At 56.7% G+C, this 23,102-nt stretch carries 20 protein-coding genes and 1 pseudogene; 12 read left to right on the forward strand and 9 right to left on the reverse strand.

From position 1 onward, the window contains the following. Positions 1-102: 102 nt before the first annotated feature. Complete coding sequence (gene tolC / locus PYR66_03260) at positions 103-1,557, reverse strand: outer membrane channel protein TolC (GenBank protein WEF28768.1); 1,455 nt, start codon at positions 1,555-1,557, stop codon at positions 103-105. A gap of 195 nt (positions 1,558-1,752) precedes the next feature. Here tolC and nudF point away from each other — a divergent pair, with 195 nt between their 5' ends. From nudF to parE, 5 genes are read left to right on the forward strand one after another with little or no spacing between them, the layout of a single operon-like run. Continuing rightward, complete coding sequence (nudF, locus tag PYR66_03265; GenBank protein ID WEF28769.1) at positions 1,753-2,382, forward strand: ADP-ribose diphosphatase; 630 nt, start codon at positions 1,753-1,755, stop codon at positions 2,380-2,382. 1 nt (position 2,383) lies between these two features. Next, positions 2,384-2,806: a DUF1249 family protein gene (locus PYR66_03270; GenBank protein ID WEF28770.1), complete on the forward strand. Its 423-nt coding sequence runs from the start codon at positions 2,384-2,386 to the stop codon at positions 2,804-2,806. Between the two features lie 24 nt (positions 2,807-2,830). Then, the gene (cpdA, locus tag PYR66_03275; protein ID WEF28771.1) at positions 2,831-3,658 is read left to right on the forward strand and encodes a 3',5'-cyclic-AMP phosphodiesterase; all 828 of its coding nucleotides are present in this window, start codon (positions 2,831-2,833) and stop codon (positions 3,656-3,658) included. Beyond that, positions 3,658-4,233, forward strand: a complete 576-nt coding sequence (gene yqiA / locus PYR66_03280) for an esterase YqiA (protein ID WEF28772.1) — start codon at positions 3,658-3,660, stop codon at positions 4,231-4,233. The genes cpdA and yqiA overlap by 1 nt, the downstream gene beginning before the upstream one ends. A gap of 30 nt (positions 4,234-4,263) precedes the next feature. Continuing rightward, on the forward strand, positions 4,264-6,159 hold the full coding sequence (gene parE / locus PYR66_03285) for a DNA topoisomerase IV subunit B (GenBank protein WEF28773.1): 1,896 nt from the start codon (positions 4,264-4,266) through the stop codon (positions 6,157-6,159). A gap of 71 nt (positions 6,160-6,230) precedes the next feature. Here the strand turns inward: parE and PYR66_03290 are convergent, their stop codons facing one another. The 4 genes from PYR66_03290 to qseB form a co-directional block, all read right to left on the reverse strand. Continuing rightward, positions 6,231-6,545: a putative quinol monooxygenase gene (locus PYR66_03290; GenBank protein WEF28774.1), complete on the reverse strand. Its 315-nt coding sequence runs from the start codon at positions 6,543-6,545 to the stop codon at positions 6,231-6,233. 35 nt (positions 6,546-6,580) lie between these two features. Then, positions 6,581-7,162, reverse strand: a complete 582-nt coding sequence (locus PYR66_03295; protein WEF28775.1) for an NAD(P)H-dependent oxidoreductase — start codon at positions 7,160-7,162, stop codon at positions 6,581-6,583. A gap of 106 nt (positions 7,163-7,268) precedes the next feature. After that, on the reverse strand, positions 7,269-8,618 hold the full coding sequence (gene qseC / locus PYR66_03300; protein WEF28776.1) for a quorum sensing histidine kinase QseC: 1,350 nt from the start codon (positions 8,616-8,618) through the stop codon (positions 7,269-7,271). Then, a complete protein-coding gene (gene qseB / locus PYR66_03305) occupies positions 8,615-9,274 on the reverse strand; it encodes a quorum sensing response regulator transcription factor QseB (protein WEF28777.1) in 660 nt (219 codons plus the stop codon). Before qseB ends, qseC begins: the two co-directional genes overlap by 4 nt. A 149-nt stretch (positions 9,275-9,423) precedes the next feature. Here qseB and PYR66_03310 point away from each other — a divergent pair, with 149 nt between their 5' ends. From PYR66_03310 to PYR66_03330, 5 genes and pseudogenes are all read left to right on the forward strand, one after another. After that, entirely contained in the window at positions 9,424-9,813 is a 390-nt protein-coding gene (locus PYR66_03310; GenBank protein WEF28778.1) for a YgiW/YdeI family stress tolerance OB fold protein, read from the forward strand. A gap of 141 nt (positions 9,814-9,954) precedes the next feature. Continuing rightward, on the forward strand, positions 9,955-12,213 hold the full coding sequence (parC, locus tag PYR66_03315; GenBank protein ID WEF28779.1) for a DNA topoisomerase IV subunit A: 2,259 nt from the start codon (positions 9,955-9,957) through the stop codon (positions 12,211-12,213). Positions 12,214-12,399: 186 nt separating this feature from the next. Further along, positions 12,400-13,137, forward strand: coding sequence for a 1-acylglycerol-3-phosphate O-acyltransferase (gene plsC / locus PYR66_03320; GenBank protein ID WEF28780.1), 738 nt, complete (start codon positions 12,400-12,402; stop codon positions 13,135-13,137). A gap of 83 nt (positions 13,138-13,220) precedes the next feature. Beyond that, complete coding sequence (gene ftsP / locus PYR66_03325) at positions 13,221-14,633, forward strand: cell division protein FtsP (protein ID WEF28781.1); 1,413 nt, start codon at positions 13,221-13,223, stop codon at positions 14,631-14,633. A gap of 33 nt (positions 14,634-14,666) precedes the next feature. Beyond that, positions 14,667-16,881 (forward strand): annotated as a pseudogene (locus PYR66_03330) (YgiQ family radical SAM protein). A gap of 145 nt (positions 16,882-17,026) precedes the next feature. Here the strand turns inward: PYR66_03330 and dkgA are convergent. Together dkgA and yqhD are read right to left on the reverse strand one after the other, a co-directional pair. Further along, positions 17,027-17,854: a 2,5-didehydrogluconate reductase DkgA gene (gene dkgA / locus PYR66_03335; protein WEF28782.1), complete on the reverse strand. Its 828-nt coding sequence runs from the start codon at positions 17,852-17,854 to the stop codon at positions 17,027-17,029. Between the two features lie 146 nt (positions 17,855-18,000). Further along, positions 18,001-19,164, reverse strand: coding sequence for an alcohol dehydrogenase (yqhD, locus tag PYR66_03340; GenBank protein ID WEF28783.1), 1,164 nt, complete (start codon positions 19,162-19,164; stop codon positions 18,001-18,003). A 198-nt stretch (positions 19,165-19,362) separates the two neighbouring features. On the opposite strand from yqhD, the gene PYR66_03345 reads away from it, so the two are divergent. Next, entirely contained in the window at positions 19,363-20,262 is a 900-nt protein-coding gene (locus tag PYR66_03345) for an AraC family transcriptional regulator (protein WEF28784.1), read from the forward strand. Between the two features lie 275 nt (positions 20,263-20,537). Beyond that, a complete protein-coding gene (locus tag PYR66_03350; GenBank protein ID WEF28785.1) occupies positions 20,538-20,663 on the forward strand; it encodes a hypothetical protein in 126 nt (41 codons plus the stop codon). A gap of 227 nt (positions 20,664-20,890) precedes the next feature. Here the strand turns inward: PYR66_03350 and yghB are convergent, their stop codons facing one another. Both yghB and metC read right to left on the reverse strand, forming a co-directional pair. Further along, entirely contained in the window at positions 20,891-21,550 is a 660-nt protein-coding gene (gene yghB, locus PYR66_03355; protein WEF28786.1) for a DedA family general envelope maintenance protein YghB, read from the reverse strand. Between the two features lie 129 nt (positions 21,551-21,679). Then, positions 21,680-22,867, reverse strand: coding sequence for a cystathionine beta-lyase (gene metC, locus PYR66_03360; protein WEF28787.1), 1,188 nt, complete (start codon positions 22,865-22,867; stop codon positions 21,680-21,682). Positions 22,868-23,102: the final 235 nt, after the last annotated feature.

Consider the following 23,102-nt stretch of genomic DNA (forward strand, 5'->3'; position numbering starts at 1 on the left):
GAAGCGAAAGAGGGGAAAAGCGGAGGTCTTTACGTTGCCTTACGTTTAACTCACGCCCCGACCAGCCCGAAGGCCAGACGAGGCGCTATCACGCAGAAACGATTAGTGACTAAACGGATTTTTGCCGCTAGTGCTCGTTGTGCGAACGGAGGCCGGTTTGGCGGCGGCGGTGTCGCTATAGCCGTCCGCGGTGGCGTCCTGCTGCGGGTTTTCCGGCGCGACGTTGTCCGGAGAGGTCGAGGTCGCTTTACCCAGGGTATTGTTCAACGCGATCAGATCCTGCTCGTTCAGCGTGCCGAGCGCGGACTTGATGTTCAGTTCGTTGATCAGGTAGTTATAACGCGCGCTGGAAAGCTGTTGCTTGGCGTTATACAGCGTCGTGGTCGCGTCCAACACGTCAACGATGGTACGAGTACCTACCGAGTAACCGGCTTCCATCGCATCTAAGGAGCTCTGCGCGGAGACCACCGCCTGTTTGTAGGCGTTGATGCTGCTGATGGAAGCGTTGACGTTGTTAAACGACGAACGAACGGTCTGAACGACGGTGCGGTGCGCGCTTTCCAGCTGCTCGCTGGCGCCGACGAAGTTGTACTGTGCTTGTTTAACCTGCGAGTTGACCATCCCGCCCTGATACAGCGGCAGGGAGAAGCTCAGGCCGATTTTGTTCTGCCCGACGTCGGCATCGCTGTTGATATTTTTAGAGCCGCTGTAGCGGTTGTTCGATACACCGGTAGAGGCGCTTAAATCCAGAGTCGGCAGGTGGCCGTCCTGCGCCTGGCGAATTTGTTCGCGGGCCAGGTCCTGGCTCAAACGGGCTTGCAGCAGCGACAGGTTACGCTTTTCCGCTTCCTTCAGCAGCGCGTTAACCGTTTGCGGTTTGTTGGTTTTGAAGCCATCGACGTTCAGTGAGGCCAGTTCCGGATAGTAGTTGCCGGTAACCTGACGTAGCGCTTCAACGGCGTTGTCGAGATTGTTGCGCGCGGTGACTTCGTTTGCCAGTACGGCGTCGTACTGTGAGCGGGCGTTTTGTACGTCGGTAATGGCGACCAGGCCAACGTTAAAGCGCTGAGTGGTCTGATCCAACTGGCGATAAATCGCCTGTTTCTGCGCTTCGGTATAGGAAAGCGTATCGATCGCGCTCAGTACGCTAAAGTAGGCGCTGGCGGTGTTCAGAATCAGATTTTGCTGATCGGTCTGATAGGTGACGTCCTGGATGCCCGCTGCTTTTTCCTGCAGGGTCAGCGCGCGCCATTTCGACATATCAAACAGCGTTTGCGTTAACTGCAGCGAACCGCTGGTGACGTTAGAGTTTTGGTCTTTAGCGTCGCGGAAGCCGCTGGTATAGGTATAATCCGCGCCCAGACCGAGTTGAGGCAGTAATGGGCTACGCGCTTCGTTGATCTTTTCGAATGCGGCATCGCGATCGGCTGCTGATTTACGCAGATCAGGGTTGCTTAAGCGCGCCTGCTGATAAACCTGCATCAGGTTTTCTGCCTGACTCATGGCGCTGAAGCCCGTCAGGCCCAGGCCGATAAGGATGGGAAACAATTTCTTCATTTGCATTCCTTGTTGTGAAGCATAAGCGCTGCTCAAAATTCTAAAAATAATCGCTGATTGTATCGAGTCTGCCGTCGTAAAAAGTTGGCGTTACGTGCCATCCGGCGGTAATTTGCACCAATCTAACATACGGGCTGTAAAACGGTAGCCAAACGGCCTATAAATCCCTACTTTCGGATGAGCAGGACACAAACAATGAGCAAGCCCAAGCAGCAGGGAATTACCTTCTCTAAAAACGATGTAGAAATTATTGCACGCGAAACACTTTATCGCGGTTTTTTTTCACTCGATTTGTATCGTTTTCGTCATCGCCTGTTTAACGGCGGGATGAGCGGCGAAGTGACACGCGAAATTTTTGAGCGCGGGCATGCCGCTGTCTTGCTACCCTTTGACCCGGTACGTGATGAAGTTGTGCTCGTCGAGCAAATCCGTATCGCCGCCTATGATACCAGCGAGAGCCCATGGCTGCTCGAAATGGTCGCCGGGATGATAGAAGAAGGCGAAACGGTAGAAGACGTCGCCCGCCGCGAAGCGCTGGAAGAAGCCGGGCTTGAAGTTGGGCGCACCAAACCAATATTAAGCTATCTGGCAAGTCCCGGCGGCACCAGCGAACGGTTATCGATCCTGGTGGGCGAAGTTGACGCATCCATGGCGAAAGGCATTCACGGCCTGGCCGAAGAACACGAGGATATTCGGGTGCATGTGGTGAGCCGGGAACAAGCTTACCAGTGGGTAGAAGAGGGGAAAATCGACAACGCGGCTTCTGTCATCGCCCTGCAATGGCTGCAGCTGCATTATCACAGCTTACGAAACGAGTGGAAATAATATGAAGCGTTATACACCTGACTTCCCGGAGATGATGCGCCTGTGCGAAACCAATTTCGCCCAGCTGCGCCGCCTGTTGCCTCGCACTGAGGCGGTTGGCGATATGGCGAACTATCAGGTGGGTGCGGCGCAATACCGGTTAACGGTGGTCGAATCGACCCGCTACACTACATTAGTGACCATAGAACAGACTCTGCCTGCGGTGAGCTACTGGAGCCTGCCGTCAATGACGGTGCGCCTGTACCACGACGCCATGGTGGCCGAAGTGTGTTCGAGTCAGCAGATTTTTCGCTTCAAAGCGAGATATGATTATCCTAATAAAAAGTTGCATCAACGCGACGAAAAGCATCAAATTAATCAGTTTCTGGCCGACTGGCTGCGTTACTGTTTAGCACATGGAGCGATGGCGATTCCGGTTTGTTAGCGTCGTTAAACCTAAGGACACCATTTGGAAAGCCTGTTAAACCTACCTCTGGCTGGTGAGGCCAGAGTCAGGGTATTACAAATTACTGATACTCACCTGTTTGCTGAAAAACATGAAACGCTGTTAGGTATCAATACCTGGGAAAGTTATCAGGCGGTATTGCGTGCGATACATGCCTCACAGCGTGAATGCGACCTGATTGTAGCAACAGGCGATCTGGCGCAAGACCACTCCGCCGCGGCCTATCAGCACTTCGCTGAAGGCATCGCGAGCTTTGCCGCACCCTGCGTCTGGCTGCCGGGCAACCATGATTTCCAACCGGCGATGTACAGCACGCTGCACGATGCCGGCATCTCCCCTGCAAAACGCGTCCTGTTGGGCGACCATTGGCAAATTCTCCTGTTAGACAGTCAGGTATTCGGCGTGCCCCACGGCGAGCTGAGCGACTTCCAACTGGAGTGGCTTGAGCATCAGTTGGATGCCGCGCCCGAGCGCAACACGCTGCTGCTGTTGCATCATCATCCATTACCGGCGGGATGCAGCTGGCTCGATCAGCATAGTCTGCGCAACGCTGGAGCGTTAGATCGCATCCTGAGCAACTACCCGCGGGTGAAGCACCTGCTGTGCGGTCATATTCACCAGGAGTTGGATCTCGACTGGAACGGGCGGCGGATGATGGCGACGCCATCGACCTGCGTACAGTTTAAGCCGCACTGCGCCAATTTCACCCTTGATACTGTCTCTCCGGGCTGGCGCTGGCTTGAGCTGCACCCCGACGGCACGCTGACCACCGAAGTCTGCCGCCTGAGCGGCGCTGAGTTTCACCCGGATATCGCCTCAGAAGGATACTGATGTCTACGCTTCTCTATCTGCACGGTTTTAACAGTTCTCCGCGCTCGGCAAAAGCGACGGCGTTGAAAACGTGGCTGTCGCAGAACTACCCTGAAATCAACATGGTGGTGCCGGAACTGCCTGCCTGGCCGGCGCAAGCGGCCGAAATGCTGGAGGCCATCGTACTGGAGCGCGGCGGTGAGCCGTTAGGCGTGGTGGGCTCGTCGTTGGGCGGCTACTATGCGACCTGGCTATCGCAATGTTTTATGCTGCCGGCGGTGGTGGTTAACCCGGCGGTGCGGCCGTTTGAGCTGCTGAACAATTTTCTTGGCCCCAATGAGAATCCGTACACGGGGCAGCAATATGTGCTAGAGTCTCGCCATATTTACGATCTTAAAGTCATGCATATCGACCCGCTGGAAGCGCCTGACCTCATCTGGTTATTGCAGCAAACGGGCGATGAAGTGCTTGATTACCGCCAGGCTGTTAACTATTTCGCCTCCTGCCGACAAACGGTCGAGGAGGGCGGTAATCACGCATTTGTTGGCTTTGAAGATCATTTCACCCAGATTATCGATTTTCTGGGCCTGCGCTAAGCGGTTCAGAACGACCTACGAATACACACCATGACGCAATCTTCATATAACGCTGATGCCATTGAGGTACTCACCGGGCTTGAGCCGGTTCGCCGCCGTCCGGGAATGTACACCGACACGACCCGTCCTAACCATCTTGGTCAGGAAGTTATTGATAACAGTGTGGATGAAGCACTGGCTGGCCACGCCAAACGCGTGGAGGTCATTCTTCATGCCGATCAGTCGCTGGAGGTTATCGACGACGGGCGCGGGATGCCGGTCGATATCCACCCGGAAGAAGGGGTTCCGGCGGTTGAACTGATCCTTTGCCGACTGCACGCGGGCGGTAAGTTTTCCAACAAAAACTACCAGTTCTCCGGCGGTCTACACGGGGTGGGGATTTCTGTGGTCAACGCCTTGTCGAAGCGTGTGGAAGTCAATGTACGCCGCGACGGTCAGGTGTACAGCATCGCGTTTGAAAATGGCGATAAGGTCGAAGATCTGCACGTGACCGGCACCTGTGGCAAGCGCAATACCGGGACCAGCGTCCATTTCTGGCCGGATGAAAGCTTCTTCGACAGCCCGCGCTTCTCCGTCTCGCGACTCACCCACTTGTTAAAAGCGAAAGCGGTGCTGTGCCCGGGCGTGGAAATCGTGTTCCGCGACCTGGTGAATAACAGCGAGCAGCGTTGGTGCTACGCGGATGGTCTTAACGATTATCTGTGCGAAGCGGTAAACGGCCTGCCGCTGCTGCCGGAAAAACCGTTTGTCGGCAATTTCGCCGGTGAAACGGAAGCGGTGGACTGGGCGCTGCTGTGGCTGCCGGAAGGCGGCGAGTTGCTGACCGAAAGCTACGTTAACCTGATCCCGACCATGCAGGGCGGTACTCACGTTAATGGTCTGCGTCAGGGGCTGCTCGATGCGATGCGCGAGTTCTGCGAATATCGTAATATCCTGCCGCGCGGCGTGAAGCTGTCGGCGGAAGATATCTGGGATCGCTGTGCTTACGTGCTGTCAGTGAAGATGCAGGATCCGCAGTTCGCCGGGCAGACCAAAGAGCGTCTGTCGTCGCGCCAGTGCGCGGCATTCGTTTCCGGAGTGGTAAAAGATGCGTTCAGCCTGTGGTTAAACCAGAACGTTCAGGCGGCGGAACTGCTGGCGGAAATGGCGATTTCCAGTGCGCAGCGTCGTCTGCGCGCCGCCAAGAAAGTGGTGCGTAAAAAGCTCACCAGCGGCCCGGCGCTGCCAGGAAAGCTGGCGGACTGTACCGCGCAGGATCTGAACCGCACCGAACTGTTCCTCGTCGAAGGGGACTCGGCGGGCGGCTCGGCGAAACAGGCGCGCGATCGCGAATATCAGGCGATCATGCCGCTGAAGGGCAAGATCCTCAATACCTGGGAGGTCTCTTCCGATGAGGTGTTAGCCTCGCAGGAAGTACATGATATTTCGGTGGCGATTGGCATCGATCCGGACAGCGATGATTTAAGCCAGCTGCGCTATGGCAAAATCTGTATCCTCGCCGATGCCGACTCCGATGGTCTGCACATTGCCACCTTGCTATGCGCGCTGTTTGTGAAGCATTTCCGCACGCTGGTGAAAGAAGGCCACGTGTACGTCGCGCTACCGCCGCTGTACCGTATCGACCTTGGCAAAGAGGTCTATTACGCGCTGACGGAAGAAGAAAAAGCCGGCGTGCTGGAGCAACTGAAGCGGAAGAAGGGCAAGCCGAACGTGCAGCGTTTTAAAGGTTTGGGCGAGATGAACCCGATGCAGCTGCGCGAAACTACGCTCGACCCGAACACCCGTCGCCTGGTACAGCTGATCGTGACCGATGAAGATGAGCAGCAAACCACCGCGGTGATGGATATGCTGTTAGCCAAGAAACGTTCTGAAGACCGCCGCAACTGGCTGCAGGAGAAAGGCGATATGGCGGATATTGAAGCCTGAGTCATACTTTCCGCGAAACGTAAAAAGGGAGCTTTCAGCTCCCTTTTTCTATGCCCGCTTGTGCCATCGGCTTATACGCCAGCCTGCAGAATACGGATGTTAGTCTCCAGCACGTCGCCTTTGACCGCTTCGGCGTAAGCCTTCATGTGCGGCGTTTGCAGGTGTGCTTCCAGATGCGCGACGCTTTCCCACTGTTCAAGCATGACGATCGAATCCGGGGCGGTCGTCTGGAAGCTCACGCCAGCGGCGTGATCAACCAGCGGCGCGTAGCCGTGGCAGCCCTCTTCCTGCAGCACCGCAGGAATAATTTTAGCGAACTGATCCAGTACTGCCTGGCGGTGGTGTTGGCCCGGACGGGTACGAATTTCGGCAATCACTGTTAACATGGTTAACTCAACTCCTTCTGTGTGTAGACATCTAGTTAACCAAAAATCTCGACCAGATGCTTGCGATATTCTGCGATGACGTGTGGAACGTCAGGCATTTTTATCACGTCATTGGCGAGGAAGGTCGGCATCGCGCTCATGCCCAGGAACTGGTTGGCTTTGTGGAACGGCAGGTAAACGCCATCAACGCCGACGCCGTGGAAGAACTGCTCTTTGTCGGTGAACGCTTCCAGCGGCGCGTTCCAGGTCAGCGACAGCATGTACTGTTTGCCCTGGATTAAACCGCCGCCGCCATATTTTTTGCTATCGTCGGCGCGGGTGCGGCCATCGCTGGCGTACAGCGAACCATGACCCTCAGTGAAGACGTCATCCATGTACTTTTTCACGGTCCACGGTGCGCCCATCCACCAGCCCGGCATCTGCCAGATAACCACGTCGGCCCACAGGAAATTCTGCACTTCTTCTTTGATGTCGTACTCGCCGTCGGCGCGGACGATTCTAACATCATGCCCGAGGTCGCGCAGATAACCATCCGCGACCTCGGTCAGGGTGTCGTTCAATTGGCCATTAGAGTGAGCGAATTTTTTCGCACCGTTGATAATCAAGATGTTGCTCATTTTTTACCCTCAAACGATTAAATTTGTCGGCAATGTTACCCCGCGAAGCGGGTGAGTAAAATGAGCAAAATGTGCAAAGTCTTTTGCATTTCCGGCAATAATATTGCTACCAGTAAACGCGCGCCTCGAAGCCGCCGTCGCGGGCGTTCGCAAAATCGACGTTCATGCCGTGCAGCGATGCGATGCGGCGGACGATCGATAAGCCTAATCCGCTACCGGGCGCCTCCTGACCAGGTGGGCGATAAAAGCGCTCGCCAATACGCGCCAGCGCCTGCGGGCTAATGCCGGGGCCGTTATCGCGGACGCGAAACTCGCGGGCGTTAAGCGTGATATCAACCTGGCTGCCGCGTGGGCTATAGCGCACGGCGTTGTCCAGCAGATTGCGCGCCAGCAGGCTGAGCAGCAGTGGCTGACCGGTGTGAACGATATTGTCGGCATTCAGGTGTAAGCGCAGCTCAATACCGGACTGCTGCGCGTGGTGGTACATTTCCATCACCGCCGACTGCAATAGCTCGTCGATGGCGACCGGCTGTACGTCGTCGAGCTGGGCAAGCGAATCCAGCCGCGATAAGGTCAGCAGCTGATCGACCAGCCGGGTGGCGCGGTCAATACCTTGATGTAGTTGGGCCAGCGCCTTATCCCGACCTTCAGGGTCATCCATTGACAGCTGGGCGACGTCGGTTTGCACCTTCAGCGCCGCCAGCGGACTGCGCAGCTCATGGGCGGCGTCAGAGGTAAACCGGCGCTCGCGGAGCATGGTGTCGTGGGTACGGCTGAACAGCTGGTTCAGCGCATCGACCAGGGGGCGAACCTCCGGGGGAATTTTATCGTCGCGCAGCAATTCCGCGGAATCCGGCGCGCGCAGGCGCAGGGTGCGGGCCAGATTCTTCAGCGGCGCCAGTTCGCGGCTTAATAGCACGATTAACAGCACGAACATCAGCGGCAGCGCGACCAGCCATGGCGTGAGCTGCGAGGTCACGATATCCATCGCCATTTCACGGCGGTAATCCCATTCCTGACCGACGGCGATACGATGGCGGCCGTCGGCAGTGGTTAGCCACAGGAAACGCCATTCGTCGTCATCGCCGCGCAGGTAGGCATCGCTGAAGCCCTCCCGCTGCGCCCCCCATTGAATATCTTCGCCGTTCTCGCCATCGTTGAGCACCATGCTGCCGTCGGCGGTGAAGATGGCGAACGCCAGCGCATCATCATCGAGATGGCCGTGTTTAACCTTCTTCTTTTCCCGCTGTTGTGTCGGCAGCGCGCGCAGTTCATCGAAATTCATCGCGCTCAGGCGGCGGGCGAATAGCAGTTGTTGGGTATCAAACAGCTTATCCAGCTTTTCGCTGGTCTGCTGCCAGGCGATAACGCTGGCGATCCCCCAGGCGACGCTGGTCAGTAAGACAAATAGCAGCGTCAGGCGGACGCGCAGGCTCAGGCGGGCGAGTCGTTTCATGCGTCACCCAGGGTATAACCGATACCGTGTACGGTGCGGATAACACCGCTGCCGAGTTTACGGCGTAGATGGTGGACATGAACTTCCACGGCGTTGCTGGAGACGTCGTCATCCCAGTTATAGAGTTTTTCTTCGATCAGCTTGCGCGGCAGCACGCGCCCGGCGTTGCGCATCAGTAGCTCGAGCAAGGCGAACTCCTTCGGTTTCAGCGCCAGGTTTTCGCCATCAAGGGTGGCGGTTAAGCGGTGAGGGTCGAGCATCACCTTACCGTGGCGCAGCTCGCTGCTGCTCTGGCCATGGGCGCGGCGGATCAGCGCATCGAGACGTGCCGCCACCTCAATCAGGGCGAAAGGCTTGCAGAGATAGTCATCGGCACCGAGCTGTAGCCCTTCGACCCGCTGGCTGAGCGCGTCGCGGGCGGTGAGGATCAACACCGGTTCGCTACGGCCTTTGCTGCGCCATTCACGCAGAATATCAAGACCGTCGATGCCGGGGAGGGTAAGGTCCAGAATCGCGGCGTCGTAAGGGGCGCTATATAGCGCGGCTTTCCCCTCTTCGCCACGGGTAAACCAGTCGACGCTGAAGCCCATTTTGCTCAACCCGGCTTTGATGCCGTCGCCGATCAGTTTGTCATCTTCCACCAATAATATGCGCATATCTTCCTCCGGCGATCCTGCTGCTCTGCGCAGTAAAGCGCGTTGTGAGAGGGGATGTACAGCATTAAAATTTCTTTTTTCCGCTTAAGAAGTCGTTAAGTTTTGTCAGGCGTAATGGGAGCCATACCAACACCAAGGGAGAACATAAGATGAAGAAAATTGCTGCGATGACCGCGATCGTCGCTCTGATTTCCATGCCGGTACTGGCTGCCGGGCAGGGCGGGTTCACTGGCCCTTCTTCAACGACGCAGGGCGGCGGCTTCACCGGGCCGAGCGGCGCGGTGACGACCGTGGCGAATGCGAAATCGCTGCGCGATGACACCTGGGTCACCCTGCGCGGTAAAATCGTCGAACGCGTCTCTGATGATCTGTATAAATTCCAGGATGCTTCGGGGATGGTTAACGTCGATATCGATCATAAGCGCTGGAACGGCGTGACCGTTGGCCCGCAGGATACGGTAGAAATTCAGGGCGAAGTCGATAAAGACTGGAACTCGGTAGAAATCGACGTCAAACAGATCGGTAAAATCACGCCATAAGGTTTTTACCCCTCGCTCAATTGATGCCGACATCCTCTTCAACCGATCTCACTTCCTGTGACTCAGGACGTGAGATCGGGTATTATCGCGGGTAGTTTTGCCGCCGGAATGGCCGCGACCCAGATTGAGGATCCACGATTAATGAGCGATATGGCAGAGCGCCTTGCGCTACATGAATTCACGGAAAATGCCTACCTGAACTACTCCATGTACGTCATCATGGACAGGGCATTGCCGTTTATTGGCGATGGCTTAAAGCCGGTTCAGCGTCGCATCGTCTATGCGATGTCCGAGCTGGGCCTGAACGCCAGCGCCAAGTTCAAAAAATCCGCCCGTACCGTCGGCGACGTGCTGGGTAAATATCACCCGCACGGCGACAGCGCCTGCTATGAAGCGATGGTGCTGATGGCGCAGCCGTTCTCTTACCGCTATCCGCTGGTAGACGGGCAGGGGAACTGGGGCGCGCCGGACGATCCGAAATCCTTCGCGGCGATGCGTTATACCGAATCCCGCTTATCGAAATACGCCGAACTGTTGCTCAGCGAACTGGGCCAGGGCACCGTCGACTGGGTACCGAACTTTGACGGTACGATGCAGGAGCCGAAAATGCTGCCTGCGCGTCTGCCGAACATCCTGCTGAACGGCACCACCGGTATCGCCGTCGGTATGGCCACCGATATTCCGCCGCACAACCTGCGCGAAGTGGCTCAGGCGGCGATTACGCTACTGGAAAAACCGAAAACCACGCTCGACGAGCTGTTGGATATCGTGCAGGGGCCGGACTACCCGACCGAAGCGGAAATCATTACCCCACGCGCTGAAATTCGCAAAATCTACCAGAACGGCCGCGGCTCAGTCCGTATGCGCGCCGTGTGGGCGAAAGAAGACGGCGCGGTGGTGATCAGCGCGCTGCCGCATCAGGTGTCCGGCGCGCGCGTGCTGGAGCAGATCGCCTCGCAGATGCGTAACAAAAAGCTGCCGATGGTGGATGATCTGCGCGATGAGTCGGACCATGAAAACCCGACTCGTCTGGTGATCGTACCGCGTTCCAACCGTGTGGATATGGAGCAGGTGATGAATCACCTGTTTGCCACCACCGATCTGGAAAAGAGCTACCGCATCAACCTCAACATGATCGGCCTGGACAACCGTCCGGCGGTGAAAAATCTGCTCGAAATCCTCACGGAATGGTTGACCTTCCGCCGTGATACCGTGCGTAACCGCCTGAACTACCGTCTGGAAAAAGTGCTCAAGCGCCTGCATATCCTCGAAGGTTTGCTGGTGGCGTTCCTCAACATTGATGAGGTGATTGAGATAATCCGCCGCGAAGATGAGCCGAAGCCGGCGCTGATCGCCCGCTTCGGCATCAGCGAAACCCAGGCGGAAGCGATTCTGGAATTAAAACTGCGCCACCTCGCGAAGCTGGAAGAGATGAAGATCCGCGGCGAGCAGAGCGAGCTGGAAAAAGAGCGCGATCAGCTGCAGGCGATTCTGGCCTCCGAGCGTAAGATGAACAACCTGCTGAAGAAAGAGCTGCAGGCCGACGCCGATACCTTCGGCGACGATCGTCGTTCACCGCTGCGCGAGCGCGAAGAGGCGAAAGCGATGAGCGAGCACGATATGCTGCCGTCCGAGCCGGTCACTATCGTTCTGTCGCAGATGGGCTGGGTGCGTAGCGCCAAAGGCCACGACATTGACGCGCAGGGGCTCAGTTACAAAGCGGGCGATAGCTGGAAAGCCTCGGTGAAAGGCAAGAGCAACCAGCCGGTGGTGTTTATTGATACCACCGGGCGCAGCTACGCTATCGACCCGATCACGCTGCCTTCCGCCCGTGGTCAGGGTGAGCCGGTTACCGGTAAGGTGACGCTGCCGCCGGGCGCCAGCGTCGAGCATATGCTGATGGAAGGCGATGAGCAGAAGCTGCTGATGGCCTCTGACGCCGGCTACGGTTTTGTCTGTACCTTCAACGATCTGGTGGCGCGCAACCGTGCCGGTAAGGCATTGATCACGCTACCGGAAAACGCACACGTGATGCCGCCGCTGGTCATTGAAGATGACGCCGATATGCTGCTGGCGATTACCAACGCCGGACGGATGCTGATGTTCCCGGTCAGCGATCTGCCGCAGCTGTCGAAAGGCAAGGGCAACAAGATTATCAATATTCCGTCGGCGGAAGCCGCCTCCGGCCAGGACGGCCTGGCGCACCTGTTTGTTCTGCCGCCGCAAAGCACGCTGACCATTCACGTCGGCAAACGTAAGATCAAACTGCGTCCGGAAGAGCTGCAGAAAGTCACCGGCGAGCGCGGCCGTCGCGGGTCGTTGATGCGTGGTCTACAGAAAATCGACCGCGTAGAGATCGATTCCCCGCGTCGCGCCTCGGCTGGAGACAGCGAAGAGTAAAATCAGCATCCTTCACCCAGGCGGAGGATGCTAAAATTTGCCGCAAAATCGTTGTTTATTCAGGCATTGCGATTAACATGTCCTCTTGGGGCGGAGATTTTCCGCCCCGCATGGAGTGGACAGCGGTGTCTTGAACCTGCGAAACAACGGGTATAACGCAAAGCGGTTTGGGTTTCAGAGGAAGCTATGCTATTTATTTTTCGACTAATTTTCGTTGTCATTTATTGCATCGTGGTATGCATATTTGGCAGTCTTTACTGCTTGTTCAGCCCACGCAACCCTAAGCACGTCGCGACGTTCGGCCACCTGTTTGGCCGTTTGTCCCCGGTATTCGGCCTGAAAGTCGAGCTGCGCAAGCCCGCGGATGCGGAAAGCTACGGCAATGCGATCTACATCGCTAACCACCAGAACAACTATGATATGGTGACAGCGTCGAACATCGTGCAGCCGCCGACGGTCACCGTGGGTAAAAAGAGCCTGCTGTGGATCCCGTTCTTTGGCCAACTCTATTGGCTGACGGGCAACCTGTTGATTGACCGTAATAATCGGACCAAAGCGCACGGCACCATTGCTGAAGTGGTGAATGCTTTTAAAAAGCGTAAAATTTCGTTCTGGATGTTCCCTGAGGGGACCCGCAGCCGCGGTCGCGGTCTGTTGCCCTTTAAAACCGGCGCCTTCCACGCGGCGATCGCTGCTGGCGTACCGATTATTCCAGTATGCGTGTCGAACACATCGAACAAAATCAAACTCAGTCGCTGGAACAACGGTCTGGTGATTGTAGAAATGCTGCCGCCGGTAGATACCAGCCAGTTTGGTAAAGATAACGTGCGCGCGCTGGCGACGCATTGTCGTGAACTGATGGCGGCGAAAATCGCCGAGCTGGATAAAGAAGTGGCCGAGCGTGAAGCGGCCGGTAAGAAATAAAACAGAAAACGCCGCCAATGCGAGCGTATTGCTGGCGGGAAACGAATTCCCCTTGTGCATTGTCAGTATTTCATGGAGTTAATATGTCATTCAGTCGGCGTCAGTTTATTAAGGCTTCAGGTGTAGCGCTGTGCGCGGGCGCCGCGCCGCTGAAGGCTCATGCCGCCGGCCAGCAGCCGGTGCTGCCGGTTCCGCCTCTGCTTGAATCCCGTCGTGGTCAGCCGCTGTTTCTGACCCTGCAACGTTCCCACTGGTCATTCACTCAGGGAACGCGCGCGCCGGTATGGGGCATCAATGGCCGCTATCTTGGGCCGACGATCCGCGTCTGGAACGGCGATGACGTCAAACTGATCTACAGCAACCGCCTGGCCGAAAATGTCGCGATGACGATTCGTGGCCTACAGGTGCCGGGGCCGCTGATTGGCGGCGCGGCGCGCATGATGTCGCCGAACGCCGACTGGGCGCCGGTGCTGCCGATTCGCCAGAGCGCGGCGACCTTGTGGTATCAGGCGAATACGCCAAACCGCATGGCGAAACAGGTTTACAACGGCCTGGCGGGGATGTGGCTGGTGGAAGACGAGGTCAGCAAGAATCTGCCGATCCCGAACCACTACGGCGTTGATGACTTCCCGGTGATCATTCAGGACAAACGTCTGGATAACTTTGGGAGCCCGGAATATAGCGAACCGGGCAGTGGCGGCTTTGTTGGCGATACGCTGCTGGTGAACGGCGCGCAGGGACCGTACGTCGAAGTTTCGCGCGGCTGGGTACGCCTGCGTCTGTTGAACGCCTCCAACTCGCGGCGCTATCAGTTGCAGATGAGCGATGGCCGCCTGCTGCACGTGATCTCTGGCGATCAAGGATTCCTGCCGGCGCCGGTTTCGCTTAAGCAATTGTCGCTGGCTCCCGGCGAGCGGCGCGAGATTCTGGTCGATATGACCAACGGCGATGAAGTGTCGATTACCTGTGGCGAAGCGGCCAGTATCGTCGACCGTATCCGCGGTTTCTTCGAACCGTCGAGTATTCTGATCTCCACGCTGGTGCTGACGCTGCGCCCGACCGGCCTGTTGCCGTTGGTGACCGATAGCCTGCCGGTGCGTCTGCTGCCGACGGAGCTGCTTTCCGGTACGCCGCTGCGCAGCCGCGATATCACTCTCGGCGACGACCCGGGTATCAACGGTCAACTGTGGGATCCGCAGCGTATTGATATCACCGCCCAGCAGGGCACATGGGAGCGCTGGACCGTCCGCGCCGACCGCCCGCAGTCGTTCCATATTGAAGGCGTGATGTTCCAGATCCGCAACGTCAACGGGACGATGCCATTCCCGGAAGACAGAGGCTGGAAAGATACCGTGTGGATCGACGGGCAGGTAGAACTGATGGTGTATTACAACCAACCGTCCTGGCCGCACTTCCCGTTCCAGTATCTCAGCCAGACGTTAGAGCTCGCCGACCGCGGCTCGATTGGCCAGATTCTGGTGAATCCGGCGCCGTAATCTCCGTCACCCTGGCCGGGTCGCGGTCAGGGTTTGAGAAAATCCTCCTTCATTTCCTGTCTTGATCCGGCTTATAATCCACGCCCTTTTTGATTATTTTTTTATCATTTTCCCCGGAAGCAATATGAGCGCAATATCCCTGATCCAGCCGGATCGTGACCTATTTTCCTGGCCGCAATACTGGGCTGCCTGTTTTGGCCCTGCGCCATTTTTACCGATGTCGCGTGAAGAGATGGATCAACTTGGCTGGGATAGCTGCGACATTATCCTGGTGACTGGCGACGCCTACGTCGACCACCCAAGCTTCGGTATGGCTATCTGTGGCCGTATGCTGGAAGCGCAGGGCTTTCGTGTCGGGATCATCTCCCAGCCGGAGTGGAACAGCAAAGAAGACTTCATGCGTCTGGGTAAGCCGAATCTGTTCTTTGGCGTCACCGCGGGCAACATGGACTCGATGATCAACCGCTATACCGCCGACCGTAAACTGCGTCATGACGATGCTTACACCGCTGGCAACGTGGCAGGCAAACGTCCTGACCGCGCAACGCTGGTTTATACCCAGCGCTGCAAAGAGGCGTGGAAAGATGTGCCGGTGATCCTCGGCGGTATTGAAGCCAGCCTGCGCCGTACCGCGCACTATGATTACTGGTCTGATACCGTTCGCCGCTCGGTGCTGGTGGATTCGAAAGCCGATATGCTGATGTTTGGCAATGGTGAGCGTCCGCTGGTTGAAGTGGCGCACCGTCTGGCGATGGGCGAAGCGATCTCCGACATTCGCGACGTGCGTAATACCGCGATCATGGTAAAAGAAGCGCTGCCGGGTTGGAGCGGCGTCGATTCCACGCGTCTGGATACCCCGGGCAAAATCGACCCGATTCCGCATCCGTATGGTGAAGATCTGCCGTGCGCCGATAACAAACCGGTTGAGCCGAAAAAGCAGCAAGCCAAAAGCATTACCGTACAGCCGCCGCGGCCAAAACCGTGGGAGAAGACTTACGTGTTGCTGCCATCCTTCGAGAAGGTCAAAGGCGACAAAGTGCTGTACGCCCACGCGTCGCGTATTCTGCACCATGAAACGAACCCAGGCTGCGCCCGCGCGCTAATGCAAAAACACGGCGAGCGTTACATCTGGGTTAACCCGCCGGCGATCCCACTCTCCACCGAAGAGATGGATAGCGTTTTTGCGTTGCCGTATAAACGCGTGCCGCATCCGGTATATGGCGATGCGCGTATCCCGGCCTACGAGATGATCCGTTTCTCTATCAACATCATGCGCGGCTGCTTCGGCGGTTGTTCTTTCTGCTCGATCACCGAACACGAAGGGCGCATTATCCAGAGCCGTTCCGAAGATTCGATCATCAACGAAATCGAAGCCATTCGCGACACTGTTCCCGGATTTACCGGTATTATCTCCGATCTTGGCGGCCCAACCGCCAACATGTACATGCTGCGCTGTAAATCGCCGCGCGCCGAGCAGACCTGCCGCCGTCTCTCCTGTGTGTACCCGGATATCTGCCCGCACATGGATACCAACCATGAACCGACGATTAACCTCTATCGCCGCGCCCGCGACCTGAAAGGCATCAAGAAAATCCTGATCGCCTCCGGCGTGCGCTACGACATCGCCGTAGAAGATCCGCGTTATATCAAAGAGCTGGCGACCCACCACGTTGGCGGCTATCTGAAGATCGCCCCGGAACATACCGAAGAAGGGCCGCTGTCGAAGATGATGAAGCCGGGCATGGGCAGCTATGACCGCTTTAAAGAGCTGTTTGACACCTATTCGAAGCAGGCAGGTAAAGAGCAGTATCTGATCCCATATTTTATCTCCGCCCACCCGGGAACCCGCGATGAAGATATGGTGAACCTGGCGCTGTGGTTGAAGCAACGTCGTTTCCGTCTCGACCAGGTGCAGAACTTCTATCCGTCGCCGTTGGCAAACTCGACCACCATGTATTACACCGGCAAGAACCCGCTGGGTAAAATTGGCTATAAGAGCGAAGACGTGGTGGTGCCGAAGGGCGACAAGCAGCGCCGCCTGCACAAAGCGCTGCTGCGCTATCACGATCCGGCAAACTGGCCGCTGATCCGCCAGGCGCTGGAAAGCATGGGCAAAAAGCACCTGATTGGCTCACGCCGCGACTGCCTGGTACCGGCGCCGACGCTGGATGAGATGCGCGAAGCGCGTCGCCAGAATCGCAACACTCGCCCGGCGTTAACCAAGCACACGCCAATTGTGCATCAGCGTTCGAACGGTGGGGAGACGGCGAAGAAGCCCATCAAACGCGGCAAAGTTGCCGGACGTTAAGCCTGTTGTATTGCCCGGAGGCGTTTCGCCTGCCGGGCCTGTGTGTAGGCCGGAGAAGCGCGAGCGCTATCCGGCTTTTTACCTTTTACCCGCCGAACTGATCGGGATCTGGCCCTAAACGCTTGCCCTGATCCAGCTTCGCAATCTCCCCCAACTCATCTTTGTCGAGGCGGAAGTCCCAGACCTCGAAGTTTTCCGCGATGCGCGACGAGGTGACGGATTTCGGGATCACCACCAGACCGCTGTCGAGATGCCAGCGAATGACGATTTGCGCCGGGGTTTTGCCATATTTATCCGCCAGATGGTGAATGATTTTCTGATCGAAAACGCCTTCGCCGCCCTGGGCTAACGGGCTCCAGGATTCAGTCTGGATTTTGTGTGTGGCGTTCCAGGCGTGCAGCTGGCGTTGTTGCATTAACGGGTGCAGTTCAACCTGGTTTATCACCGGGGCGATGCCGGTTTCATCAATCAGCTTTTGCAAATGCGGCACCTGAAAATTACATACGCCGATGCTCTTCGCCAGCCCCTGTTGCTGCAGTTCTATCAGCGCCTGCCAGGCTTCAACATAATGGCCGATTGCCGGTACCGGCCAGTGGATTAAATAGAGATCGACATAATCAAGCTTCAGCTTACTGAGGCTCTCATTTAGCGCTTCATGCGGTCGTTTTTGATCGTCATTCCATAGTTTGGTGGTGACAAAAAGCTCATCGCGATTGACGCCCGCGCTGTTCAACGCGTTGCCGACGCCAGCCTCATTTTGGTACGCGGCGGCGGTGTCAAAAGAGCGATAACCGACTTCCAGCGCCTTATGAATGGCGGAGACGACTTCCTCGTTGCCTGCTTTCCACACGCCGAGACCCAACTGCGGCATCAGGGTGCCGTCGTGTAGTTTTATAACGGTTGGATGTGTCATGCCTTCCTCCTGTTAATGAACTCAGCGCGATAGAATCCGCCGAGGGGTAGCATTAAGTCTGGACGAAATAGCTAAAAACGGTAGTAAAAAACACCTCTCCCCGATGTTTGTTTATCGTAAGGAGAGGTGAATCAGGCGGGGATAATTTAGCGAGCTGCCTCGTAAATACGGCGGCTAACGTCCAGGGTAATATCTTGATTTTCACCCAGTTTGGTCATGCCATGTGCTTCCAGTTTCACCAGCAACGCCGGGATGGAGCTACCGTCGAGACCATAGTCGGAAAGACGAGTCGGCACGCCCATCTGCTCGAAGAAACCACGCGTCGCGGCGATAGCGGCATCGATACGCTCTGCTTCAGAACCTTCGGTGATGTTCCAGACGCGTTCTGCGTACTGCAGCAGCTTAGCGCGCTTGATATCGCGTTTCTCATTCCACAGCGCCGGCAGAACGATGGCTAGCGTTTGGGCATGATCCAGACCGTGCATCGCCGTCAGTTCATGGCCGAGCATATGCGTCGCCCAGTCCTGCGGCACGCCTGCGCCGATCAGGCCGTTCAATGCCTGAGTCGCGGCCCACATAATGTTGGCGCGAACGTTGTAGTTTTCCGGCTCCTGCAGCGCTTTCGGACCCTCTTCGACCAGGGTGAGCAGAATGCCTTCCGCGAAACGGTCCTGAATTTTGCCATCGACCGGGTAGGTGACGTACTGCTCAACGGTATGGACGAAAGCGTCAACGACGCCATTCGCCACCTGGCGCGGCGGCAGGGTGTAGGTGTAAACCGGATCGAGGATCGCAAAGACCGGCTGGACGTGCTCGGACATAAAGGCGCGTTTGTCGCCGGTGGTTTTACGCGAGATAACCGCGCCTTTGTTTGACTCGGAACCGGTGGCTGGCAGCGTCAGCACCGAACCCATCGGGATAGCGCTGGCAACGTTGCCGCCGTGAGTCTCAAGGATTTCCCACGGATCGATATTCGCGTCATAGTGCGCTGCCGCAGCGATAAATTTGGTACCGTCGAGTACCGAACCGCCGCCGACCGCCAGCAGGAAAGTGATGTTCTCTTCGCGGGCGATTTTCACCGCGTTCATCAGCGTTTCGTAAGACGGATTTGGCTCAATGCCGCCGAACTCCAGCACCTCAAAGCCCGCCAGCGCGTTCAGCACCTGATCAAGCACGCCGGTTTTCTTCACGCTACCGCCGCCGTAAGTGACCAGCACGCGAGCGCCAGCAGGGATTTGCTCACGCAGATCGGCGATGGCGCCTTTGCCGAACAGAATGCGGGTTGGGGTATGTAAATTGAAGTTATTCATGGCTGGTGCCCTCATAAAGATGAAACTCCCGGCAGAAAGAACGACTTTCTACCCGATGGCGGCTATTGTGTTCCTGCGGCCGTTTCCCCTCAATGCACATTCCTGCCATTGTCTTGCCCATTTCTCCATGGGGCTGGAGAAAAGGCGTAAATATGCGCACAATGAGAGCGTAGAAAAATAGTCGGAGAAGTGGCGAAAATGAACCGTGCCGAGATATGCCAGCTGTTAACGGAAAAGGTTAACCAGCTGAAAGATAAGCAAGAAGTGCTGAGCGACCTGCTACCGGATATCCGTCTACTATACGGGACGCAGCCGGGTACCCGCACGCCGGTGATGTACCAGCCGGGGATCGTTTTTCTCTTTTCCGGCCATAAGATTGGCTATATCAATGAGCGAACATTTCGCTACGACACCAATGAATACCTGCTGCTCACTGTGCCGCTGCCGTTCGAATGTGAGACCTTCGCCACCCCGGAAGTGCCGCTGGCGGGGATGCGGCTGAATGTGGATATTTTGCAACTGCAGGAACTGCTGATGGATATCGGCGAAGACGAGCTCTTTCAGCCGTCAATGGCTTCCAGCGGGATCAACTCGGCGGTGCTCTCGGAAGAGATTCTCTGCGCGGCGGAACGTCTGTTGGATGTCATGGAACGGCCGCTGGACGCGCGTATACTCGGCAAACAGATTATCCGCGAGATCCTTTATCATGTGCTGATTGGTCCCTGCGGCGGGGCGTTGCTGGCGCTGGTTAGCCGTCAGACCCACTTCAGCCTGATTAGCCGCGTCCTCAAACGCATTGAAAGCCAGTACACCGAAAACCTGAGCGTCGATCAGCTGGCGGCTGAGGCCAATATGAGCGTCTCGGCCTTCCACCATAACTTCAAATCGGTCACCAGTACCTCGCCGCTGCAATATCTGAAGACTTATCGTCTGCACAAGGCAAGGATGTTGATGATCCACGACGGCATGAAGGCCAGCGCCGCGGCGATGCGCGTCGGCTACGAAAGCGCGTCGCAGTTCAGCCGTGAGTTTAAACGCTATTTTGGTATCACGCCGGGCGAGGATGCCGCGCGTATTCGTATGATGCAGGGGATTTGATAAGGATATTGCCGGGATATTCCCTGCTTGCGCTACGCTTAGCAGGGCTACGGGGCGACAAATGGCACGAAACGTAGGTCAGGTAAGCAAAGCGCCACCTGACAAAAACGGTACCGCCGGGATTTCCCTGCTTGCGCTACGCTTAGCAGGGCTACGGGGTGACAAATGGCACGAAACGTAGGTCAGGTAAGCAAAGCGCCACCTGACAAAAACGGCACCGCGGGATGTTCCCTGCTTGCGCTACGCTTAGCAGGGCTACGGCTACGGGGTGACAAATGGCACGAAACGTAGGTCAGGTAAGCAAAGCGCCACCTGACAAAAACGGTACCGCCGGGATTTCCCTGCTTGCGCTGCGCTTAGCAGGGCTACGGCTACGGGGCGACAAATGGCACGAAACGTAGGTCAGGTAAGCAAAGCGCCACCTGACAAAAACGGCACCGCGGGATGCTCCCTGCTTGCGCTACGCTTAGCAGGGCTACGGCTACGGGGTGACAAATGGCGCGAAACGTAGGTCAGGTAAGCAAAGCGCCACCTGACAAAAACGGTACCGCCGGGATTTCCCTGCTTGCGCTGCGCTTAGCAGGGCTACGGCTGCTGTACTTACCGCTGTAGGCCCGGCACGCGTTAATCAGGCACTGCAATATTTCTTTTTGATCACCACGATAAGCGTGCCGACCAGACCGGTCACCAGCAGGGCGATGGGCAGCACCATCAGGCAGGTCATGACCTGATCTTCGTGGTTTTTCACAAATGGGATCATACTCAGCGCGTAGCCAAGACCGGTGACCACGCCGACCCACAGCAGGCCGCTCAGCCAGTTGAAAAACTGGAAGCGACGATTCGGCAGCCCGGAAATGCCTGCCATGGTTGGCAGCAGGGTGCGGACAAACGCCAGAAAACGCCCAGCCAGCAGCGCCAGCAGGCCGTGCTTATCGAACATGTTGGTGGCGCGCTGGTGATACTTGTGCGGCAGATGCGACAGCCAACCTTTCACCATGCTAGTGTTGCCCAGCCAACGCCCCTGCAAGTAGCTCAGCCAGCAGCCGAGACTGGCGGCAGCGGTCAAAATAGCGAGAGTGGGGACGAAATCCATGACGCCTTTGGCGATCAATGCGCCGGCGAGCAGCAGCAGGCTATCCCCCGGTAAAAACGAAGCGGGCAGCAGTCCGTTTTCCAGAAACAGGGTTGCGAACATGACCAGATATACAAAACCCACAACGTGAGGGTTTGCCAATGCGGCAAAATCATGTTGCCACAGCGCGGCGACAATCTCTTGAATGACAACCATGGACTTTCCTAAGTGGTACCGTTTTTCGACTAGTGTACTCCTGGAGCGGCCCGAACACCTTGATCTCGGGCGCAACAAAAGCGGCCGCTTCTCTGAAAACGTCCGCTATTGTTGCCACTCACTGTCACTTTACACGATACGCGTGAAGCCTGCCGCTAAATCCGCCAGCAGATCGTCAACATTTTCTAAACCTATATGCAGGCGGATGAGCGTGCCGCTGAAATCAACCTCTGCTTCAGGGCGGATGGCCGCGATATGTTCCGGCTGGTTGGCGAGGATCAGCGATTCGAAACCGCCCCACGAGTAGGCCATGCTGAACAGGTTGAAGTTGTCCAGATAGGCGGACAGTTCGGCGTCGGTCAGTCGTTTATTGAGTACGAAAGAGAACAGGCCGCTGCTGCCGCTAAAGTCGCGTTTCCAGAACTCGTGGCCTTTGCTGCCCGGCAATGCCGGATGGTTAACCCGCGCTACCTGCGGATGCTGCGCCAGCCATTCGGCGACCCGCAGGCTGCTTTCGTGATGCTGACGCAGGCGCACGCCGAGCGTGCGTAAGCCGCGACTGGTCATATAGGCAGTGTCGGCATCGACCATTTGCCCCATCAGATAGGCGTTTTCGCGCAGCTGATCCCAGCAGCGGGCGTTGGCCACAGCGGTGCCGATCATCGCATCGGAGTGACCAATCAGGTATTTAGTCCCGGCCTGAATGGAGATATCGATACCGAAATCGAGGGCTTTAAACAGCACGCCCGCCGCCCAGGTGTTATCGATCATAATGATGGCTTCCGGCGCGACGCGGCGCACAGCGGCAACGATGGCTGGTACATCATGCACTTCCATAGTGATAGAACCCGGAGACTCCAGGAACACCACCCGGGTATTCGGTTGCACCCATTTGGCGATGTCGGCGCCGATCAGCGGATCGAACCAGCCGGTGGTCACCCCGAGCTTGCCGAGGATTTTGGTGCAGAAGTCCTGGCTGGGTTCGTAGGCGGTGTTGGTCATCAACACATGGTCGCCTTGTTCAACAAAAGCCAGGATGGTATTGGCGACTGCGGCAGCGCCGCAGGGGAACAGGGCGCAACCGGCGCCGCCTTCCAGCTCGCACATGGCTTCCTGTAGCGAAAAGTGGGTCAGGGTGCCGCGGCGGCCATAGAACAGCTCACCTTTGGCGCGGTTGCGGGTGGCGTGTTTTTTAGCTTCGACGGTATCGAAGACCAGCGATGAGGCGCGCTGAATAACGCTGTTTACCGAGCCCTGAGTGTATTTTTTGCTGCGCCCGGCATTAACCAGAGCGGTATCAAGATGTTTGTCAGCCATGTCGTAGAAACCTGTTTTTATACGTCTGGACGTCTAAACTAACATGAATACCGGTTTGTGTACCGGGTCAGCGGTGATACAGGTAAAAATTTTTCCGAAACCGCCGGTGGCCGCTTTTTTACTGCGTAAGCGCAAGGAAAATAAACGTGATTTGCTGCACAGTGTAAATACTAATGAGAACCACTATCAATTCGATGCCGTTTTGATATTATTGTGCTCAGTTTTTGTGATTGAC

The organism is Klebsiella aerogenes (genome assembly GCA_029027985.1).
Lineage (GTDB): Bacteria > Pseudomonadota > Gammaproteobacteria > Enterobacterales > Enterobacteriaceae > Klebsiella > Klebsiella aerogenes_A.

What these genes read in the sequence shown, in the direction of transcription:
- tolC (WEF28768.1), bottom strand. Translation starts at nt 1,557, where the DNA reads ATGAAGAAATTGTTTCCCATCCTTATCGGCCTGGGCCTGACGGGCTTC.
- nudF (WEF28769.1), top strand. Translation starts at nt 1,753, where the DNA reads ATGAGCAAGCCCAAGCAGCAGGGAATTACCTTCTCTAAAAACGATGTA.
- PYR66_03270 (WEF28770.1), top strand. Translation starts at nt 2,384, where the DNA reads ATGAAGCGTTATACACCTGACTTCCCGGAGATGATGCGCCTGTGCGAA.
- yqiA (WEF28772.1), top strand. Translation starts at nt 3,658, where the DNA reads ATGTCTACGCTTCTCTATCTGCACGGTTTTAACAGTTCTCCGCGCTCG.
- parE (WEF28773.1), top strand. Translation starts at nt 4,264, where the DNA reads ATGACGCAATCTTCATATAACGCTGATGCCATTGAGGTACTCACCGGG.
- PYR66_03290 (WEF28774.1), bottom strand. Translation starts at nt 6,545, where the DNA reads ATGTTAACAGTGATTGCCGAAATTCGTACCCGTCCGGGCCAACACCAC.
- PYR66_03295 (WEF28775.1), bottom strand. Translation starts at nt 7,162, where the DNA reads ATGAGCAACATCTTGATTATCAACGGTGCGAAAAAATTCGCTCACTCT.
- qseC (WEF28776.1), bottom strand. Translation starts at nt 8,618, where the DNA reads ATGAAACGACTCGCCCGCCTGAGCCTGCGCGTCCGCCTGACGCTGCTA.
- qseB (WEF28777.1), bottom strand. Translation starts at nt 9,274, where the DNA reads ATGCGCATATTATTGGTGGAAGATGACAAACTGATCGGCGACGGCATC.
- PYR66_03310 (WEF28778.1), top strand. Translation starts at nt 9,424, where the DNA reads ATGAAGAAAATTGCTGCGATGACCGCGATCGTCGCTCTGATTTCCATG.
- parC (WEF28779.1), top strand. Translation starts at nt 9,955, where the DNA reads ATGAGCGATATGGCAGAGCGCCTTGCGCTACATGAATTCACGGAAAAT.
- plsC (WEF28780.1), top strand. Translation starts at nt 12,400, where the DNA reads ATGCTATTTATTTTTCGACTAATTTTCGTTGTCATTTATTGCATCGTG.
- ftsP (WEF28781.1), top strand. Translation starts at nt 13,221, where the DNA reads ATGTCATTCAGTCGGCGTCAGTTTATTAAGGCTTCAGGTGTAGCGCTG.
- dkgA (WEF28782.1), bottom strand. Translation starts at nt 17,854, where the DNA reads ATGACACATCCAACCGTTATAAAACTACACGACGGCACCCTGATGCCG.
- yqhD (WEF28783.1), bottom strand. Translation starts at nt 19,164, where the DNA reads ATGAATAACTTCAATTTACATACCCCAACCCGCATTCTGTTCGGCAAA.
- PYR66_03345 (WEF28784.1), top strand. Translation starts at nt 19,363, where the DNA reads ATGAACCGTGCCGAGATATGCCAGCTGTTAACGGAAAAGGTTAACCAG.
- PYR66_03350 (WEF28785.1), top strand. Translation starts at nt 20,538, where the DNA reads ATGGCACGAAACGTAGGTCAGGTAAGCAAAGCGCCACCTGACAAAAAC.
- yghB (WEF28786.1), bottom strand. Translation starts at nt 21,550, where the DNA reads ATGGTTGTCATTCAAGAGATTGTCGCCGCGCTGTGGCAACATGATTTT.
- metC (WEF28787.1), bottom strand. Translation starts at nt 22,867, where the DNA reads ATGGCTGACAAACATCTTGATACCGCTCTGGTTAATGCCGGGCGCAGC.